Annotated in this window: 18 protein-coding genes; 1 reads left to right on the forward strand and 17 read right to left on the reverse strand. The window is 28.1% G+C overall.

Features of this window, described 5'->3' with window-relative positions:
• Positions 1-44: 44 nt before the first annotated feature.
• From CP523_RS15865 to purB, 3 genes are all read right to left on the reverse strand, one after another.
• Positions 45-185, reverse strand: a complete 141-nt coding sequence (locus CP523_RS15865; protein ID WP_162925926.1) for a hypothetical protein — start codon at positions 183-185, stop codon at positions 45-47.
• Positions 186-433: 248 nt separating this feature from the next.
• Complete coding sequence (locus tag CP523_RS00570; RefSeq protein WP_066676341.1) at positions 434-3,682, reverse strand: ligand-binding sensor domain-containing protein; 3,249 nt, start codon at positions 3,680-3,682, stop codon at positions 434-436.
• A gap of 177 nt (positions 3,683-3,859) precedes the next feature.
• Complete coding sequence (gene purB, locus CP523_RS00575; protein ID WP_066676343.1) at positions 3,860-5,290, reverse strand: adenylosuccinate lyase; 1,431 nt, start codon at positions 5,288-5,290, stop codon at positions 3,860-3,862.
• Positions 5,291-5,429: 139 nt separating this feature from the next.
• Here purB and CP523_RS00580 point away from each other — a divergent pair, with 139 nt between their 5' ends.
• Positions 5,430-5,648, forward strand: a complete 219-nt coding sequence (locus CP523_RS00580) for a DUF378 domain-containing protein (protein ID WP_120140413.1) — start codon at positions 5,430-5,432, stop codon at positions 5,646-5,648.
• A 79-nt stretch (positions 5,649-5,727) separates the two neighbouring features.
• Here CP523_RS00580 and CP523_RS00585 read toward each other — a convergent pair whose 3' ends face one another.
• The 14 genes from CP523_RS00585 to CP523_RS00650 form a co-directional block, all read right to left on the reverse strand.
• Positions 5,728-5,988, reverse strand: a complete 261-nt coding sequence (locus CP523_RS00585; RefSeq protein ID WP_066676347.1) for an HPr family phosphocarrier protein — start codon at positions 5,986-5,988, stop codon at positions 5,728-5,730.
• Between the two features lie 175 nt (positions 5,989-6,163).
• Complete coding sequence (locus tag CP523_RS00590; protein ID WP_016206312.1) at positions 6,164-6,424, reverse strand: stage V sporulation protein S; 261 nt, start codon at positions 6,422-6,424, stop codon at positions 6,164-6,166.
• Positions 6,425-6,626: 202 nt separating this feature from the next.
• A complete protein-coding gene (gene rny / locus CP523_RS00595) occupies positions 6,627-8,168 on the reverse strand; it encodes a ribonuclease Y (RefSeq protein WP_066676349.1) in 1,542 nt (513 codons plus the stop codon).
• 320 nt (positions 8,169-8,488) lie between these two features.
• Positions 8,489-9,535, reverse strand: a complete 1,047-nt coding sequence (gene recA, locus CP523_RS00600) for a recombinase RecA (protein WP_066676351.1) — start codon at positions 9,533-9,535, stop codon at positions 8,489-8,491.
• A gap of 161 nt (positions 9,536-9,696) precedes the next feature.
• On the reverse strand, positions 9,697-10,287 hold the full coding sequence (pgsA, locus tag CP523_RS00605) for a CDP-diacylglycerol--glycerol-3-phosphate 3-phosphatidyltransferase (RefSeq protein ID WP_066676356.1): 591 nt from the start codon (positions 10,285-10,287) through the stop codon (positions 9,697-9,699).
• Complete coding sequence (rimO, locus tag CP523_RS00610; RefSeq protein ID WP_066676358.1) at positions 10,271-11,608, reverse strand: 30S ribosomal protein S12 methylthiotransferase RimO; 1,338 nt, start codon at positions 11,606-11,608, stop codon at positions 10,271-10,273. Before rimO ends, pgsA begins: the two co-directional genes overlap by 17 nt.
• 88 nt (positions 11,609-11,696) lie before the next feature.
• On the reverse strand, positions 11,697-14,099 hold the full coding sequence (locus CP523_RS00615; protein ID WP_227909501.1) for an FtsK/SpoIIIE family DNA translocase: 2,403 nt from the start codon (positions 14,097-14,099) through the stop codon (positions 11,697-11,699).
• Between the two features lie 196 nt (positions 14,100-14,295).
• Complete coding sequence (locus CP523_RS00620; RefSeq protein ID WP_120140414.1) at positions 14,296-15,024, reverse strand: ClpP family protease; 729 nt, start codon at positions 15,022-15,024, stop codon at positions 14,296-14,298.
• Positions 15,025-15,070: 46 nt separating this feature from the next.
• Complete coding sequence (dapG, locus tag CP523_RS00625; RefSeq protein WP_066676360.1) at positions 15,071-16,273, reverse strand: aspartate kinase; 1,203 nt, start codon at positions 16,271-16,273, stop codon at positions 15,071-15,073.
• A gap of 21 nt (positions 16,274-16,294) precedes the next feature.
• The gene (locus tag CP523_RS00630) at positions 16,295-16,621 is read right to left on the reverse strand and encodes a YlmC/YmxH family sporulation protein (RefSeq protein WP_083089478.1); all 327 of its coding nucleotides are present in this window, start codon (positions 16,619-16,621) and stop codon (positions 16,295-16,297) included.
• Positions 16,622-16,686: 65 nt separating this feature from the next.
• On the reverse strand, positions 16,687-17,994 hold the full coding sequence (locus CP523_RS00635; protein WP_066676362.1) for a M16 family metallopeptidase: 1,308 nt from the start codon (positions 17,992-17,994) through the stop codon (positions 16,687-16,689).
• A gap of 119 nt (positions 17,995-18,113) precedes the next feature.
• Positions 18,114-20,225, reverse strand: coding sequence for a polyribonucleotide nucleotidyltransferase (locus CP523_RS00640; protein ID WP_066676364.1), 2,112 nt, complete (start codon positions 20,223-20,225; stop codon positions 18,114-18,116).
• Positions 20,226-20,386: 161 nt separating this feature from the next.
• Complete coding sequence (gene rpsO / locus CP523_RS00645; protein ID WP_083089479.1) at positions 20,387-20,650, reverse strand: 30S ribosomal protein S15; 264 nt, start codon at positions 20,648-20,650, stop codon at positions 20,387-20,389.
• 131 nt (positions 20,651-20,781) lie between these two features.
• A complete protein-coding gene (locus tag CP523_RS00650) occupies positions 20,782-21,705 on the reverse strand; it encodes a bifunctional riboflavin kinase/FAD synthetase (protein WP_066676367.1) in 924 nt (307 codons plus the stop codon).
• Positions 21,706-21,707 lie beyond the last annotated feature (2 nt).

Raw genomic sequence — 21,707 nt, forward strand, 5'->3', positions numbered from 1 at the left:
GTTAAATAATAGGTTTGCTGTCTTTTTTATATATTTAATTTATTCTAATCAACATTTTCTAATTCAAGTTCTTCCTCATTATTTATTCCTAACTCATCACAAGCTGATTTAAAATCACATCCTGTTTCATCCATAAATTTTGCAACATAGGAATTTAATTCTGGTTTAACATCAAATATATTCATAAATATCACCTCTTTTTCTATTTTATTTTCATTGATTATTTTTATCTTTCGTTATATATATTATGCATATTTTAAGATTAGAATAATTAAAATCATTCGTGTTCTTTTACCATTTTATTTAAATTTCATATTAAATAATACACATAACTCATAGTATTTTATTGTTTTTATGAACTATATGGAGAATTTAATAGTAATTTTCATAAATATATTTTTTTATTTTATCATTCATCATATGATATTTTTACTTATAATAATCTATTACATTCTTCATTTTTATCTATTTGTTTACAAGGAAGTGTTATAGTAAAGGTACTTCCTTTATTCAATTCACTTTCTACTGTTATTTTTCCATGATGTATTTTTACTAGATTTTTTACTAAATTTAAGCCTATACCGCTACTTGCTTCCTTTACACTAGCTGTATTTTCAGCTTGTATAAATCTATCAAATATAACCTTTTGTTGCTCTTTTGGAATTCCTATTCCTGTATCTTTTACTATTATTTCAACTGAATCATTTTCTAAAATTTCTCTAACTGAAACAAATATTAACCCACCTTTATTAGTAAACTTTGATGCATTAGATAATAAATTACTTATACACCTTTCTATAGCTATTTTATCACATTCTATAAATCTTTCTTCAATTTCTGGATCTATTATAAGGTCTATTCCTTTACCTTCAATATACTCTTTCATAGATAATGCTAGTTCTTCAGTTAAATATACTATATCATATTCCTTTATGTTTATATTATATTTTCCTACTTCTAACTTAGATGTATCTATTAAATCATTTATTACTTCTAATAATGACTTAGAGTTCTTTTCTATGTGATTTAAATACTTGTCCCCTTGTTCTTCTGTTAATACTTTATTTTCCTTTATAATAAACTTTATTAATTGCACTGAAGATAATATTACATTTAAAGGTGTTCTAAGTTCATGTGAAAGATTAACTAATAAAGAGTTTTTAGATTTTTCTTGTTGTATAAGTTTATGATAAAGCTTTTCATTTTGACATAACTTTTCATTTAATTCTTTTGTTCTATTATAAACTATTTTTTCTAAATTATATATATACTTCCATAATAAAGTTATAAATAAAATTATAATAAAAATATATATTATAATTGCCATTGGTGTTTTCCAAAATTTTTGCTTAATTTCAAAACTTTTACTCTTTATGTCAGAGTACTCTCCCCATCTGCTTCTTCCTCTAACTTTAAATTCATATTTCCCTGGATTTAAATTAGTATATTTAATTTGATTTTTATTTTCAATAGTTATCCAATCTTCATCATATCCTTCTAATTTATACTGATAAATATTATTGTTAAAATTTTCATATGCTGTAATGAAAAATTTAAATTCTATATTATTCTCATAATATTTTAACTTTAAATTTTCATAAATATTTCTATAGGTATCATTAACTTTGATACCATCAATTACAGCATCAGCTTTTACTATATCACTTTCTATTATATTGTTAGGATAGAAGCTGTTTATTCCATTTATTCCCCCAAAAACCATTCTTTTATCTTTAGCTTGACAACATGAATTATTATGAAACTCTGATTCCTGAAGTCCATCCATTTTAGTATAGTTATAGAATTGCTTCTTTTTAACATCATATTTTGATATCCCTAACTTAGTACTAACCCAAGGATTTCCTAAATTATCAATTAAAACTCCACAAACATAGTTATTAATTAAACCATTGTTATCATTATATACTGTAATACAATCATTATTAACATCTATTTTATTTAATCCATCAGTAGTTCCTACCCATATATTATCATATTCATCTTCTCGAATATCTCTAATTTCATTGCTACTTAATGTATTTTTTATTTTCGAATTACTTTGATATATTTTTGTTTCCCCAGTTTTAGGTGTGTACATTAATACACCACCATTAATGGCAGAACCTATCCATATATTATTCTTTGAATCTTCATATATAACTTGTACTGAACTGTCTTTCAAGTTTTTTTCTATAATATTAGTTAAGTTTGTAATCTTATTATTCTTTTTATCATATGTATATAATCCCTCTAAACTTCCTATCCATATAATATTATTTGAATCTACAAAAATATCTTTTATATAATCGCAATTTATCTCGGAGTTATCACTATCTATAACCCTCTCTATTTCATGAGTTTTCGTATCAATTTTATCTATCCCATTTACTGTAGAAACCCATAAGGTACCTTCCTTATCTATTTCTATATTATTTATTTTATTAGAGCTTAAAGCATTCTTATTTTCTTTAGAATAAACAAATTTTGTGAAGTTTCTATTATCAAAATTATAAAGATATAACCCACCATTATCTGTCCCAAACCATATTTCTTTATCATTTTGAAAAGTAATTCCTCTAATACTATTATCTTCTATTATTTTATTAGAATCTATTTTATTAAAATCTTTTGAAAATGGTTGATATGGGCTTATTAAATTTATTCCATTACTTTTTCCAATCCATATTATTCCACTCTTATCTTTATATAAACTAAGAATATTATTAACTTTACTATTATTTATATTAAGCATATTCTTATAACATAAAGTACACTTATTAGATTTATCTATTATTTTAATACCTTTTTCAGTAGCAACTATAATTTTATCTCTATCTACTTGTAAAAAATCCTTTATGCCAATGGCTGAAAATTTTTTATCCCAGTTTAAATCAACTTCCTCTACATTATTATTACTAGGATTATATTTAACAATTTCCCCATCTACTGTTCCAACCCATAACTTACCATCATAATCTTTATATAAACTAGATATGTCTCCTGAAGTTAAAACACTACTATTACCCTCATACTTACTTACCTTATTATTTTTTAAATTTAAATATTTTACCCCACTTTTAGTTCCTATACATAAACCATCATTTCCATCCTTACATAGCTTAGTAATTAACTCATTAGATTTTTCTCCTAAAGAGATAGTAGTAAACTCATCTTTTTCAATATTATATTTATCTAAACCACTATTTGTTGCAATCCATATGTTACCTGATGAATCCATCTCTAAATCAAATATGCTTTTATTGTAAATTTTTTTTTTACCTTTATTATTAATATATATTCTTTGGACTTCTAAAGTTTTTCTATCTACTCTATTTAATCCCTTAAGAGTTGATACCCATAAATCTTCTTTATTACCTTCTATCATATCTGTTATATCACTGGAAGTTAAAGAAGTTTCTGAATCATTTTCATGCCTCAATATTACATATTCAAAGCCATTATATCTATTTAGTCCATCCATAGTTGCAAACCACATATAGCCTTTACTATCCTGCAATATTTTATTTACTCTACTTTGCGATAGCCCATCTTCTACTGTTAATTCCTCATATCCACTCATATTCTCTGCTAAAACTAAATTTTCACTATTTATTCCTAGTGATAATGTTAAACATGAACATATTACTAGAATAGTCTTCTTAAATGTCTTTCTTTTATTCATGTTTGCCTCCAAATTTTCTTTTGTAATATACCCTTTTTTTCATTTTAATAGTCACAAATATAATACCATATATTTTCTATATTTTCTATATATTATATTATTATATTAAAATGTTGTAATATAATATATGTAAAAAACTTCTACTAACATTTAGTATAGTAGAAGTTTTTATATTAATTAAACGTTTATTTCACTTTTTATTTCTAAAGCATCTTTATTTGAATTTAAAATAGGATTAATGTATTCATTTATAAATTCAATTACTTGACTTGGTGATCTTCCAACAAATTTGCTTGGATCTATTATTTCTAATATCTCATTTTTAGTAAGTTTGAAACTATCATCCTCTATTATTCTAGCTATTAAATCATTATCCAATCCTTCACCTTTGACTCTAGCTGCTGCATCCATTGAATGTAACCTTATTCTTTCGTGAAGTTCTTGCCTATCACCACCTCTTTTTACAGCTTCCATCATTATATTTTCTGTAGCCATAAATGGTAATTCATTGTTCACATGAGATGTTATTACTTTTTCATATACAACCATGTTTTCAGCTATATTTATATAAAGATTCAACACACCATCTAGTGCTAAAAAGGCTTCTGCTACTGCTATTCTTTTATTAGCTGAATCATCTAATGTTCTCTCAAACCATTGTGTTGCAGCTGTTATAGCTGGATTTAATGAGTTTACAATTACATATCTCGCTAAAGATCCCATTCGTTCACTTCTCATAGGATTTCTTTTATAAGCCATTGCCGAAGAGCCAATTTGATGTTTTTCAAATGGTTCTTCTATTTCTTTCATGCTTTGAAGTAATCTTAAGTCATTACTGAATTTATAAGCACTTTGTGCTATTTCTGATAATGTATTTAAAACTATTGAATCAAGTTTTCTTGGATAGGTTTGACCTGTAACTCCATAACTCTTTTCGAATCCCATTTTCTTTGCCACCATAGAATCTAAAGCTTTAACCTTTTCTTCATTTCCTTCAAACAAATTCATAAAGCTAGCTTGTGTTCCAGTAGTTCCTTTAACTCCTCTTAATTTTAAAGTTGATAATAAAAAATCTATGTTTTCTATATCTAAAACTAAATCTTGCATCCAAAGAGTTGCTCGTTTTCCAACAGTGGTTAATTGTGCTGGTTGGAAATGAGTAAATCCAAGTGTTGGCATATCCTTATATTTTATTGCAAAATCAGAAAGATGCTTTAATACAGAAACCATTTTACTCTTAATAAGTAAAAGAGCATCTCTCATTATTATAATATCTGTATTATCTCCTACATAGCAACTAGTAGCCCCTAGGTGAATTATACCTTTTGCTAAAGGACATTGCAGACCATAAGCATATACATGACTCATAACATCATGTCTAACTTCTTTTTCTTTTTTTATAGCTTCTTCATAATTTATATTATGTATATTTGCTTTTAATTCATCTATTTGTTCTTTTGATATGTTAAGACCTAATTCACTTTCACTTTCTGCAAGAGCTACCCATAATTTTCGCCAAGTAGAAAATTTCATATCATCTGAAAATATGTAGCTCATTTCCTTTGATGCATATCTTGAATTTAATGGTGTACTATATAAATCTCTCATATTAAGATTACCTCCGAATAAAATTTTATTTTTAAAATTCATCATTCGTATTATATCACATTTTTAAATTTTTTTCAGTTATATTTTTTAATTTTTTTCATATATATTAATTGAAAATAGATTTTAAGGAGGCTTTAAAATGTGTAAAATTACTTTACTTGATAAAATTTCATTTATTTTAGTTTTAATAAGTGCTATAACTTGGGGAATTATTGGAATTTTTAATGTTAATATTATAGCTTTACTTTCTGGTAACTCTGTATTAATTCAAAGAATTATTTATATCCTTGTTTTTGCTGCCGCAATAAATCTAATTAAAGTTGTATTTAAATGCAAGGCTTTAGAAAAACTTAATTAAATACATAATAGAATTACTTAAAATATTATACAATAATTTTTCTAGTAAAATAAAAAAGTGCCATTGGCACTTTTTTATTTTAGTCTTCTAAAGTTGCTATTAAGTTTGCAATTTCTTCAACTGCTAACGCTTCATCGTCTCCATTAGCTGAAACTGTTATAGCTGATCCTTTAGTTACACCTAATGAAAGAACTCCTATTAAACTTTTAACATTAGCTTTCTTTCCATTAAATTCTATGCTTACATCTGATTTAAATGCTGAAGCCTTCTTAACTAATAAAGTTGCTGGTCTTGCGTGTAAACCAGTCCCATTATTTACTACTACTTCTTTAGATACCATGAAACACACCTCTTTACTAAATTTAATATATTTATCTATTAACTATTTTATTATATACGGAATTAATTAAAATTTCAAGTTTTTTTAAAGGTTTTCAATTTTTAATAAAAAATAGCTATATTAAAATATAGCTATTTTTTATTAAATCTTATTAATTATTTCTCTTAAATATTTATTATCTTGGTTGTACAATTAACTTTATTGCCGTTCTCTCTTCGCCATCAATTTCGATATCTGTAAATGCTGGCACACAGACAATATCCTTACCGCTAGGAGCTACGAACCCTCTTGCTATTGCTATTGCCTTTACAGCTTGATTTATAGCACCTGCTCCTACAGCTTGAATTTCTACTATATTCTTTTCTTTTATTATAGCAGCCAACGCACCTGCTACTGAATTAGGGTTTGATTTAGTTGATACTTTTAATACTTCCATTTTTTCGTCATTACCTCCTAGATAAAAATCGTTTACAATTTAAAATATAAATATATATATAACTATATTAATATATATTCTATATATTTTATAAAATTCCTCTTTTATTTATTATTTTATTGATAAATTGCATTTATTTTATTAATATAATTCCATGAATAAAATAAAGTGCATATTACAAAAAGTAAAATGCACTTTATATTTATTTAGCAAAATCTACTGCTCTAGTTTCTCTTATTACATTAATTTTAATTTGACCTGGATATTCTAGTTGTTCTTCAATACTCTTAGCTAAATTTCTTGCTAACTCAACTGATCCAGCATCATCTAAATGATCTGGTTTAACCATAATTCTAATCTCTCTACCAGCTTGAATGGCATATGACTTTTCTACACCTTCATAAGAATTTGCGATTTCTTCTAACTTTTCTAACCTCTTAATATAAGCTTCTAAAGTTTCTCTTCTAGCCCCTGGTCTAGCAGCTGATATAGCATCTGCTGCTTGAACTAAGACAGCCTCTAAAGTCATCATTTCAACATCACCATGGTGTGCTGCAATAGCATTAACCACAACTGGAGATTCGTGATATTTCTTAGCCATATCTCCTCCAATTAGGGCATGCGGACCTTCCTGCTCTTGATCTACAACTTTACCTATATCATGAAGTAATCCTGCTCTCTTAGCTAAGTTAACATCTAATCCTAACTCTGAAGCCATTAAACCAGCTAAGTATGCAACTTCTATAGAATGTTTTAAAACATTTTGTCCATAACTTGTTCTATACTTCAATCTACCAAGTAGTCTTATTATTTCTGGATGCACTCCATGAACACCAGTTTCTAGAGTAGCTTGTTCTCCTTCTTCCTTAATGTCATTTTCTACATCCTTTTTAGCTCTTTCTACCATTTCTTCAATTCTGGCTGGATGAATTCTTCCATCTACTATTAACTTTTCTAAGGCTATTCTAGCAACTTCTCTTCTTATAGGATCGAAGCTAGATAATATAACCGCCTCTGGAGTATCGTCTATAATTAAATCTACTCCTGTTAGGGTTTCTAATGTCCTTATATTTCTTCCTTCTCTACCAATAATTCTACCCTTCATTTCATCATTTGGTAAAGCCACAACATGAACCGTTGATTCAGATACATGATCTGCAGCACATCTTTGAATTGCAGTTGTAATTATTTCTCTTGCTTTCTTTTCTGCCTCTTCTTTTGCCTTTGATTCAATATCCTTAACCATCATAGCTGCTTCATGAGAAACTTCCTTTCTCACTTCATCTAAAAGAATTACTCTTGCTTCTTCCGAAGTTAAATTAGATATTTTTTCTAATTCTTCTCTTCTTTTAACATATAATTCTTGTACATTGGCCTCCATTTGATCAATTTCTTGCATTCTTTTATTGATGGTTTCTTCTTTCTTTTCTAAAAGATCACTTTTCTTATCTAGTGATTCTTCCCTTTGAATTATTCTTCTCTCAAGCCTTTGGACTTCATTTCTTCTCTCACGAGAATCTCTTTCTAAATCATTTCTAAGTCTGTGAACCTCTTCTTTTGCCTCTAAAATAGATTCCTTCTTAGTCGCTTCCGCTTCTTTCTTTGCATTTTCCAAAAGAACTTCTGCTTCCTTTTCTAAGCTTTCTACTTTTGCCTTAGAAGCTTTGTGTATAGCTTTCTTAAGCACTATATAAGCTAATACTAATAGCGCAATATCAACTATTCCCAAAATAAGATATTCCATACAAACACCTCCTCTTTTATAATAAAACCTTTATAATCTAATAAGAAAATGAGTAGGTGTCATATTAGTCCTCACTGATACTTGTAATATGATAAACCAGTATTTGCTATTATTTTATCTTAAAATTAAAATTATGTCAAGTTTAGTTCGTTAAATACATTTATAATTTTAAATTGTTTACAATTGATAAATTACTAAATAAATTTAATATTTTTAATTCTTAATATAAAAAAAGAACCAATATCCAATTACAGTAGATTCAAAGGATATCAGTTCTTATTATTTACAAGTCATAGCAAATTTATTCTTGTTTATGGAAATTATTTTCCTTCAACTTTTTCTTCTTTTTTTACAGAAGGTTTTACTGCTAGTGGTAAATCATGCTTAGATCTAATTTGATTTTCTATATCTAAAGCAACATCCTCATTTTCTTTTAGATATAATTTAGCATTTTCTCTACCTTGCCCAAGTCTTACATCTCCATATGAAAACCATGCTCCACTTTTTTGTATTATCCCTTCTTTAACACCAACATCTACTATATTTCCTGTTCTTGAAATTCCTTCATTGTACATAATATCAAACTCTGCTTGTTTAAATGGCGGTGCAACTTTATTCTTCATTACCTTAACTCTTGTTCTATTACCAACAATTCCTTCACCTTGTTTAATAGAATCAATTCTTCTAACATCTAATCTAACTGAAGCATAGAATTTTAAAGCTCTTCCACCCGTAGTAGTTTCTGGATTTCCAAACATAACCCCTACCTTTTCTCTTAATTGATTTATAAAAATAGCTACACATCCTGTTTTTTGAATTGTACCTGTTAATTTTCTTAAAGCTTGTGACATAAGTCTCGCTTGAAGTCCAACATGAGAATCACCCATTTCACCTTCTATTTCGGCTCTTGGCACTAATGCTGCAACTGAATCAATTACTATTACATCAATTGCTCCTGAACGAACTAAAGCCTCTGCAATTTCAAGAGCCTGTTCCCCTGTATCTGGTTGTGAAACTATTAAACTTTCTGTATCAACACCTAAATTTCTAGCATAACTTGGATCTAAGGCATGTTCTGCATCAATAAATGCAACTGCCCCTCCTGCTTTTTGTGATTCCGCAGCTATGTGTAATGCAACAGTTGTTTTACCTGAACTTTCAGGTCCATATATTTCAATAATTCTTCCCTTTGGAACTCCACCAATTCCTAATGCAATATCTAAATCAAGACAACCTGTTGAGATAGCATCAACATTTAAAGAACTATCTGCACCAAGTCTCATTACTGATCCTTTTCCGAATTGTTTTTCTATTTGGCTCATAGCATTTTCTATGGCTTTTAATTTATCTGTATCTATATTACCCATAAAGCACCTTCCTCTCTATACTAGAACGTTTGTTCTAAAATAAATTATAGTTTATTTTATTAATTAAGTCAACTACATAAAAAAATATTTATAATAAAAGTTCCATCTAATCTTTAGGTGGAACTTTTATTATGATTATATCCTATTATTCTGTTTTTAACCTATTTATTAGAATTAATTATATTTTTATTCTTTTTAAAATAATCATAACCAGAAAGTATGGTTGTAATTATTGCTAAAAGTAATAAATATTTTGGCGCATATGTAATTAATCCTCTAAAAAATTCATTTTTCATAGCTAAATTGCTTAAATATATTGAAGAACCTACATTAACTTGTAATAATAGCATTATTATGGCTATTATTTGAGTTACAGTTTTGATCTTTCCCCACCAGCTAGCTGCTATAACTTTTCCTTCTGAAGCTGCAATAGTTCTAAGTCCTGATACCGCAAACTCTCTAGCTATTATTACAACTGCAGCCCATGATGGTACCACTCTAAGTTCAACTAAGGATATTAAAGCAGCTGTAACTAAAAGTTTATCTGCTAAAGGATCCATAAACTTTCCAAAATTAGTTATTTGATTTCTTCTTCTCGCTATATATCCATCTAGTTGATCGGTTAATGATGCAACTATGAATATAAATGTTGCAATAAATGTTCCATAAGGTATTCCTTTTACTGCTATAAAAATTAAAAACAGCGGTACTAAAAATATTCTTAGCATTGTTAACTTATTTGCTAAATTCATTATATACCTCTCCTATTAAATCATACTCTAAGGCTTCCTTTATTTTTACTTTAATTATATCACCTTTACTTAAATTCTTATTAGAATCTATATATATAACTCCATCAATTTCTGGAGCCATCTCAGCACTTCTTCCTAAGAAATATTTACCTTTTTGTCCTTCTATTATAGTATCATAAACTTTAGAAACTTTCAATTCGTTTAAGCTTTTTGAAACCATTTTTTGAACATTCATTAGTTCTTTTTCTCTAACATCTTTTATTTCTTCTGTAATTTGATTTTCCATATTAGCTGCTGGTGTTCCTTCTTCTCTTGAATATTTAAATACTCCAACATTATCTAATTTATATTCTTTTAAAAATTCCTTTAACTCTTCAAAATCTTCATCTGTTTCTCCTGGGAAACCTACTATTAATGAAGTTCTTAAAACTATCCCTGGAACTTTTTTCTTTAATTTTTCTATCTTTTCAATTATAGTCTGCTTATTAGTTTTTCTTGCCATTAATCTTAATATATTATTACTTATATGTTGTATTGGTAAGTCTAAATATTTAACAACCTTTTTATTAGTTGCTATTTCCTCTATTAACTCTTCTGTAATTTCTTCAGGATAGCAATAAAGTAACCTTATCCATTCTATCCCTTCTACTTTTGATATCTCTGAAATAAGCTTATGTAGTTTCTTTCCTTGGTATATATCTATTCCATAACAAGTTAAATCTTGAGCAATTAAAATAATTTCCTTTACCCCTTGATTTGAAAGAGACTTCACCTCTTCAAGTATATTCTCCATTTTTCTACTTCTAAACTTCCCTCTTATTTTAGGAATAATACAGTAGGTACAGAAGTTATTACACCCTTCAGCAATTCTAACATAAGCTGTATGTTTATCTGTTGTTAATAATCTTATGCCTTCATTTATATTATTATCACTATATTCTGCTGATGAAATTTGTTTTTCATCTTTAATAAATTGCATTATAAGTTTATGCAATTTCATATAATCATTAACTCCCATTAATATATCTATTTCTGGCATTAATTCTAGCAGTTCATCTCCATATCTTTGAGTTAAGCATCCTGTTGCAATTAACATTTTACACTTATACTTATTCTTATATTCTGCCATTTCTAATATTGTGTCTATAGACTCCTGCTTTGCCTTTTCTATAAATCCACAAGTATTTACTATTATTATATCTGCTTCTTTTGGATTATTTGTGATTTCATAATATTTGTTTATAGATCCTAATATAAGTTCTGAATCAACTCTATTTTTATCACAGCCTAAACTTACCATTCCTACTTTATACTTTTGCAATCTTATTTCCTCCTATGTTATATACTCTCTAAAAATAAGCATAAATTTATTTTAATGTAAGGATATAATATTTACAAGTTTTTTTACTCTATTGTCCTAATTCTTCTTTTGATATTAAAACTTGTCTTGGTTTACTACCATCCTTTTCTGATATAATACCCCTTTCCTCTAATTCATCCATTATTCTTGAGGCTCTATTAAAACCTATTCTTAATTTTCTTTGTAAAAATGATGTTGATGCTTGATTATATTCAACAACTATATTAATTGCCTGATTTAATAATTCATCTACACTAGACTCTTGATCTCCTCCATGAAAGTTATTGTTTGAAAGACCATTTTCTATGTGTTCTATTATTTCTTCTTTATAGATAGCTTCTTCTTCCCTATCCTTAACGAATGAAACTACCTTTTCTACTTCTTCTTCTCCAATAAATGCCCCTTGTACTCTTAAAGGTTTATTCTCACCTATTGGGTAATAAAGCATATCACCTCTCCCAAGTAGTTTTTCAGCACCAGTTGAATCTAATATCGTTCTTGAATCAACACCTGATGAAACTGCAAAAGATATCCTAGATGGAATATTAGCTTTAATTACTCCAGTTATAACATCTACTGATGGCCTTTGAGTTGCTATTATTAAATGCATTCCTGCAGCTCTTGCCATTTGTGCTAATCTGCATATATAATCTTCTACATCATTTGGACATGCCATCATTAAATCTGCAAGTTCATCTACTATCATAACTATATACGGAAGCTTTTCATCTATAATTCCTTTTTCAAATAAAGCATTATAACTTTCTACATTTCTAACTCCAGAATCAGCAAATAACTTATATCTTTTAGTCATTTCATTAACTGCCCAATTTAAAGCTGCTGCTGCTTTTTTAGGATCGGTAACTACTGGAATTAACAAATGTGGAATACCATTATACACACTAAGCTCAACAACCTTAGGGTCAACCATAAGAAGCTTTACTTCATCTGGACTATACTTATAAAGCAAACTTATAATAAGTGCATTTATACATACCGATTTTCCAGATCCAGTAGCTCCTGCAATTAACATATGGGGCATTCTACTTAAATCTCCAACTACACATTTTCCTGCTATATCCTTTCCTAGAGCAAATGCTAATTTGTTACTGGAGTTTTTAAATTCTTTAGAATCTAACACCTCTCTTAAAAACACAGGAGTTTGTTTTCTATTTGGAACTTCTATTCCTATAGCCGCCTTACCTGGAATAGGTGCTTCCATTCTTACACCACTTGCAGCTAATCCTAAAGCTATATCATCTTGAAGATTAACTATTTTAGATACCTTAACACCAGGACTTGGTTGAATTTCAAATCTTGTTACCGATGGGCCTTTAGTCACTTGTATAACCTTTGCATCTACTCCAAAATCATTTAATATACCTTCTAATTTATTGGCATTTTCTATAAGTTCCTTTTTATCTTCACTTTTCAGTTTCATTTTGGAGTTTATATTTAAAAGATCTACTGTTGGATAATTATAAATCTTTTCTTCATTTTTTAAGTCTAAAGAAATATTTTCTTCTATTTCTTTTGTCATAACTTCTTTATCATCATTATCTAATTTGCCTTTTTTATTACTATGTTTTTCTATATTTTTAACTTCTTCCTTTTTATCTTTATTATCATCATCAAAAACCTGTATATCAAAAGGATTTCTTCTTGTTTTATCTGTTGCAACTTCTACTGAAGAAATATCATCCATAGATGGAACATCTTCTAATGATGCTGTTTTCATAAAATCTAATATTTTTATTTTATTGTTTATTCCATTAATAAATTCTTCCCTATTTTTTTCTTTAGGAACCACCTCTACTAAATTATTTTCCTCAACATTTTCATCATATTTTGAAGTTTTATTCACTTTTTGTTTTCTATTTTCATTAAACTTTATTTTTTCTTCTTTAAAGCACATTATAATATCATATAAAGTAATATCAAAAACTAATATAATTCCTATTGCACCTAATGCAGCATATAAAACATAAGATCCTATAAAACCTAATAGTTTACTTAATGGATAAGCTATTAAATATCCAAAAAAGCCTCCATGTAAACCTCCATCTAATACAACCTGCTTTAAGGTTTCTGAAAATCCATCCCTACTATTTATTACATGTAAGTTTCCTGTTGAACATCCTAAAATTATTATAAAAGCAATCATTGTAATTCCAAAAAATCTTCTTGAAAATCGTATTGTTCCTTTATATAAAATGCTATCTATTCCGAAATAAATTAAATATGCAGGAAGTATAAAGGCCCCGACACCTATTAACTTATATATTACCTCTCTTGCAAATAAAGATAATGCACCTGCTAAACTAGTATATATAGCAATACTAAATAATATCCCTATAGCTATATACACTATACCTTTAATATCTCCATTTTTTTTCTTAGGATCTTTTTTATCTTTTTCAGTTTTAGTATTTTTCCCTTTCCCCCTAGCCAATTTATCACCTCGTTTTAGCTTGAATTTATTCCATATTATGTAAAATGCCATTTGCATAATAATATTATACATCTTAACTAGAAAAAAACAACTATTATGTATTATATCACATAAAGTTATATGATAAATACTTCTTAATTTTATAAATAAAAAATAGTCATTATTTATTTAATGACTATTTTTCACTATTATTTATTTAAACCTTTTCTTCTATAAGATGTTTTAACTTATCTAAAGCATCTTTAATTCCACCTACTTCATCTATAAGACCACATTCTACAGCGTGTTTTCCTATTAAAATAGTTCCCATATCATTTAATAATTCATCTGATTTTAACATCATTTTTTTCAGTTCATCTTTATCTATTTTAGATGTCCTTAATATAAAATTATCAATTCTTTCTTGCATCTTTTGAAAGTAATGAAATGTTTGAGCTACTCCTATTACAAAGCCATTCATTCTTACTGGATGAACTATCATAGTTGCTGATGGTGTTATAAATGAATAACTTGATGAAGTTGCAAGTGGTACTCCAATAGAATGTCCTCCACCTATCACTATTGATACTGTTGGTTTTGAAATTGAATTTATCATTTCTGCTATTGCAAGTCCCGCTTCTACATCTCCTCCAACAGTATTTAAAATAATAAGAACACCTTTTACTTTATCATTTTGTTCCATTGCTATTAATTGAGGTATTATATGCTCATACTTAGTTGTCTTAGTTTGTGGTGGTAAAACTTGATGACCTTCTATTTGCCCTATTATAGGTAGAATTTGTACACTCTCATCATTTGTTACACCATTTGCATTCCCAAATTCCTTTATCTCTTCTCTTTTTTCCCTATCTTTATCTACTTCTGCTTTTTCATTTTCTATATTCTTATCTGTTTCCAAATTTGTCTTATTAAAAAATTCATTCATAAAAAAACTCCTCCTATACATTGTATTTTGCACAGGAGGAGTTTTTTTATTCACCTAAATTAAATGCTTTATGAAGTAAATTTATAGCTTCTGAAACTTTATCCGAATAAATTAAGCACCAAATAGTCATATGAGAATCTGCTGTTTGTAAAACTTCAATATTGTTTAACATTAATGTATTTATTATTTTAGCCATAATACCAGGTACACCTGTCATCCCAGCACCTACCATAGCTATAGTACTACAATTTTCTATTATATTATACTTAATTTTAGCTTCGCTTAAAATTTTCTCTAACACTTCTTTTTCGCAAGAATCTATTGTAAATATCTGTTCTTCAGGAAAAATATTTATTAAATCTAAGCTAATATGATTTTGGGCCAATATATCTAATAACTGTCTATAACTGGCTTGTTCTTTATTATCTTTTAGCCTAACTCTAACTTGAATCCTATTAGCTAAATGAGTTATTCCAGAAAGAGCATTACCTATATGATCTGATCCTAAGTTATTAATTAATGTACCTTTACAATTACTCATTGTATTTTTAATAACTAATGGTATATTTCCCTTTCTTGCTAATTCTATGGCCTTTGGATGAATTACTTTTGCTCCTTGATCTGCAAGTTGAAATACCTCATTATAACTTATTACATCTATTAAAGAAGCGTTATTTACTATTCTAGGATCAGCAGTCATAATTCCATCAACATCTGTATATATTTCAACTGCTTCTGCTTTTAAAGCTATTCCTAATATACATGCTGAAGTATCACTTCCACCTCTTCCAAGTGTAGTAAAATATCCTTTTTCAGTAACACCTTGAAAACCAGTTACAATAGGTACTTTCCCTTGTTTTACTATACTTAATATAAGTTCTGGATGTGTTTCTGTAAATTGAGCTTCTGTAAATTTATCATTTGTTATAATTCCTGCTTGTCCACCAGTTAAAGGAACTGCCTGGATTCCCGCACTTACTAATGCATTTGTCATAACTACTGAACTTATTATTTCTCCACAAGACATTAACATATCAGTTGCTTGTAGATTTTCTCTTTTGAAGTTATTGTCAAGTAATGAAAGTAACGTATCTGTTGCATATGGTGCTCCTTTTCTGCCCATAGCTGAAACAACAACAACTGGTGAATACCCATTAGTTATTGCTTCCTTTACTTTTAATATTACTTGTTCTCTTCTTTCCTCTGTCGAAACAGACGTTCCCCCAAATTTTTGCACTATAATTTTCAAGAAATAATCCCCCCCTAAAATTTACGCTCTTGCTCTTCTAATTTTTCCTCCATCAGCAGAAACTACTATTACATTAGCCCCAACCTTTGTAACATATCCCCATGGAATTTCTACATATTCCCTTCCGCCGAAAAATCCAAATTTACTTCCTGCAACGGCTGCTACTATAAATTGTAGATTTCCATCTTCATCTATTATAAAGTCTAATGCATGCTGAGTATCATACTTCTCAGCTTCTTCTGTATTGAAGATTTCATATCTCTCTAAATCGCTTAACAATCTATACCTAGATTCTTGTCTTTCTTCAACATCATAGTATTCTTGTTTACGCCTATCTACTCTTCTCATAAAAGCTACCTCCTTATTTATCTTAAATAAAATTTATGCTTAAAGGAGGTATTTTATTACATATATTATATCTTAATTTTACCATTTTGACCAGAATTATCATAAGCTTTCGTATCTTTACATATAAAATTATTTAAATTTTCGTAATCAACATCTTGCCCTACATATGCAGAACTTATAATTCCTGGTTTAAAACACTTTTCTAATACATAGTTTATGTCATCATTATTTATATTGTTAATTCTTTTTATAACATCCTCTTGAGTGTTTATTTTATTTTGTAATAATACAGTTTTAGCATTTGCAAACATTCTAGATGATGTACTTTCTAACCCTAATATGTAATTTGCTTTTATTTTTTCTTTATTTATTTCTAAAATATTCTTAGTTATTCCCTCTTTACTAAATCTTTCAAGCTCTTTACTTATAATACTTAAAGCTTTATCTGCGTATTGTTTGCTAAGCCCTGTATATATATTTACTATTCCAGTTCCTAAATAAGGTTGACCATATGAATAAATTGTATAGCACAACCCAAGTTCCTCTCTTACTTTTTGGAATAAAATAGACGAAGCTCCCCCTCCTAAAATATTGTTTAATAAAACTAATGAATAAGCTTTTTCATGTGCATAAGGAAGACCATTAAAAGCTAAATTTATATGAAGTTGCTCTATTTGTTTATCCGTATATTTACTATCATTTAATAATATAGGATTTTTATATTCTGGTACATATATATTATCGCTTTTCCATTCTCCAAAATAATCTTCTAGTATTTTTTTTAATTCATTTTCATCAAATTTACCACAAATTGATATAACTGAATTATAAGGAGTGTACTTAGAATGTATAAATTTCATTATTTTTTCTCTATTAAATGATTTTACACTATCTATTGTTCCAAGGATTGGGTATGATAAAGAATTATCTCCAAATATAGCTTCAGATTGATTATTATCTAAAACATCCTCTGGAGTATCTTCACTCATATTTATTTCTTCAATTACTACTCCTTTTTCCTTTTCTATTTCTTCTTCATCAAATTTTGAGTTTAAGATCATATCTGATAATATATCAATTGAAAGTTCTAAATGTGTATTAAGAGCTTTTATATAATAACAAGTTGCTTCTTTGCTTGTATAGGCATTAATTTGCCCACCTACATTTTCTATTTCTTGTACTATATCTTTTGATATTCTTTTTTCTGTCCCCTTAAAAAACATATGTTCTATAAAATGAGATATTCCATTTACATCTTTATTCTCATTTCTAGAGCCATTTTGAACCATAACACCAACACTAACTGAATTTACATGTTCTATATATTCCGTTACTACTCTTAATCCATTTTTTAAAGTATATAAATTATACATAAATCCTCCTATAACTCTTTTGCCTTTTTATATTTTTTCTTTAGTTTATTTCAAATTAATAAAAATTATTCTATATATAGAAAAAAGGCAATATATTGCCCTTTCATTTTAAATATCTACTATTCTGATTTTTCTTCTTCACTACTATCATCAACTAAAGCATCTTTTCTTGAAAGATTAATTCTTCCTTGATTATCTATTTCAGTTACTTTAACTAAAATTTCATCTCCTACAGAAACAATATCTTCAACTTTATTTACCCTAGCTTTATCAAGTTTTGAAATATGACATAATCCTTCCTTATTTGGAAGTATTTCCACAAATGCGCCAAATGTAGCTATCTTTATAACTTTACCTAAATATATTTCTCCAGCCTTAACTTCTTTAGTTAATCCTTCTATTATATTTATAGCTTTATTTACGCCTTCATGATCAGGAGATGACACAAAAACTGTTCCATCTTCTTTTATATCTATTTTTACACCAGTTTCATCAATTATTTTATTTATAACTTTTCCACCAGCACCTATAACATCTCTAATTTTTTCAGGATCAATAGTTATTATTGATGTTTTTGGTGCATAAGCTGAAACTTCTCCTCTAGCATTTGGAATACATTTCTCTATTTTATCTAAAATATGAATTCTTGCCTTTCTTGCACCTTTTATTGCATCTTTAATAACTTTAAAACTTAATCCTTTAATTTTAGTATCAACTTGGATAGATGTTATACCTTCTGTAGTTCCAGCAACTTTAAAATCCATATCTCCAAAGAAATCTTCTATCCCTTGAATATCAGTTAAAACTTCTTCTTCTGAAAGATCTTCTGAAGTTATAAGTCCCATAGCTATACCTGCTGCTGGTCTTTTAAGAGGCACACCTGCATCTAAAAGTGCTAATGTACTTCCACAAACTGATGCTTGTGAAGTTGAACCATTTGAACTAAGAACTTCTGAAACCAACCTTATTGTGTATGGAAATTCTTCTTCTGAAGGAATTAAAGGTTCTAAAGCTCTTTCTGCTAAAGCTCCATGACCGATTTCTCTTCTTCCTGGTCCCCTAAGTGGTCTAACTTCTCCTACTGAATAAGCTGGGAAATTATAATGATGCATATATCTTTTTGATTCTTCTTCGCCTATACCATCTATTATTTGAATATCTCCAACTGCTCCTAAAGTAGCAACTGTCATTACTTGAGTTAATCCTCTTGTAAATAAACCTGTTCCATGAGTTCTTGGAAGTATTCCAACATCACATGATATTGGTCTTACCTCATCAAAAGCTCTTTCATCAGGCCTTCTATGATGATTTAAAAGCATATCTCTAACAACTTCTTTTTGCATATTATATAATATTTCTTTTAAATCTGATAAATTATCAGGGTATTTTTCTTCAAATTCTTCATAAACCTTTTCATTTACTTCATCCATGGCAGCATTTCTTTCATCTTTATCTGAAATCCACATAGCATTTTTAACCATTTCTGATGCAAACGCTCTAGTTTCTGCTTCTAATTCGCTACTTGGTTTATATAATTCTGGTGTGATTTTTTCTTTACCGAATTTCTCCATAGCTTCTTCTTGGAATTTAACTATATCCTTACATTTCTCAAATCCGTATTCTATCGCATTAATCATAACATCTTCAGGTATCTCTTGACCACCTGCTTCAATCATCATAACTCTTTCTTTTGTTGCACAAACTGTTAATTGAAGAATACTTTCTTCTCTTTCTTTTGAAGTTGGATTTAAAACAAAATTACCATTGATTAGACCTACTTGCACCGCTGCAACAGGTGTTGTGAAAGGAATACTTGATAGACATAATGCCATTGACGCAGCATTAATTGCTAAAATTTCTGGTAAGTTATCTTTTTCAACTGAAACTACTGTACAAACAACTTGCACATCATTTCTATATCCTTTTGGAAATAAAGGTCTTAAAGGTCTGTCTACAGCTCTACCAAAAAGAATAGCATTTTCTGAAGGTCTACCCTCTCTTTTTATAAATCCACCTGGAATTTTACCTACAGAATATAATCTTTCTTCATATTCTACACTTAATGGAAAGAAATCAATACCTTCTCTTGGTTTTTCTGATGCATTTACATTTGTTAAAATTACTGTATCTCCATAGCTCATAAAAGCTGCTACATTTGATAGCATACCAACTTTACCAAATTCAACTTTTAATTCTCTTCCTGCTATGTTTGTTTTTATTATATTGTTCATTTTATAACCTCCTTTCAGGCTTTTCATTATGAATATAATTTTAAATATAATCTTTAATTTACTTTTTTTAAATTAAGTCTCTCTAGACTTTTTCTTTTTAAATTATAGTTTTTATTTCTACAAATTTAAAATAATAGAGCGGCTTAAAACCGCTCTACAGACTATCTTCTTAAGCCTAATTTTTTGATTATAGCTCTGTATCTTTCGATATCTTGATCAGCTAAGTAATTTAAAAGACCTCTTCTTTGTCCAACCATCATTAAAAGACCTCTTCTTGAGTGGTGGTCTTTCTTGTGAACTTTTAAGTGTCCTGTTAATGAATTAATTCTTTCTGTTAATAATGCAATTTGAACTTCTGGTGAACCAGTATCTCCTTCGTGTCTTGCATGTTCTTTAATTATTTCTTGCTTTCTTATTGCGTCCATTTTGCGCACCTCCATTAAATTATCCCCTAAATCCATGAAACAAGATCGCACCCTTGAATCTTAGAATTAGGTTCTTCCATTAGCTATTATAACAAATGATATAAAGGTTGTAAATTGAAATTTATTATATTTTATATAAAAAACCCACTTCTATCTGCAAATTTTTTATCTTTTTTTAGCTGTATAACTAGTTCATCTACTGAAGAAAATTTCTTTTCATCTCGTATTCTGTCTATAAAATATACTTCTATTTCTTCATCATAAATTTCACTATTGAAATCTAAAATATAAGTTTCTATAGTTAATTCTTTCCCATTTACTGTTGGATTATTCCCAACAGATGTAATCCCCTTATATTTTTTGTCATTATAAATAATATTTGTATAATAAACTCCTATCTTAGGAATTATTATTTTAGAATCAAATTTAATATTAGCTGTTGGAAAACCTATTGTTCTACCTAATTTTTTTCCATGTGTAACTAATCCTTTAAGTTTAAAAGGCTTTGATAACATTTCTCTAGCCTCTAAAACTTCTCCATTTAAAATGCTTTCTCTTATTCTAGTACTACTTATAATTTCATCTTTATATCTAAAAGCTTCTATAACATATAATTGGTATTTATATTTTTGTTGTAAATCTCTTAAAATATTGATATCACCTTGATTTTTATAACCAAATTTAAAATTAAATCCAACTATAATTCCTTTAACATTGTAATTTATGCAAAGAAATTTTATAAAATCTTCAGATGACATTTTCATAAACTCTTTTGTAAAGCTTTTAATGGCTACGATATCTATTTTTTCTCTCTCTAAAATCTCAAGTTTTGTATCCATATCCATAATTAATTTAGGAGCAAATTCTGGCTTTATTAATGTTTTAGGATGATTCTTATATGTAAAAACCATACTATTTCCACCATTTTTATTAGCTATTTCAACAGCTTTTCTAACAAGAGATAAATGACCTAAATGTAGTCCATCAAAACTTCCTAGAGCAACATAATTAGCCTTATGTTTTTCTTTTATAAAAGAATCCTCTAATACTATCATAT

This window comes from Clostridium septicum (assembly GCF_003606265.1).
Taxonomy (GTDB): Bacteria; Bacillota; Clostridia; order Clostridiales; family Clostridiaceae; genus Clostridium; species Clostridium septicum.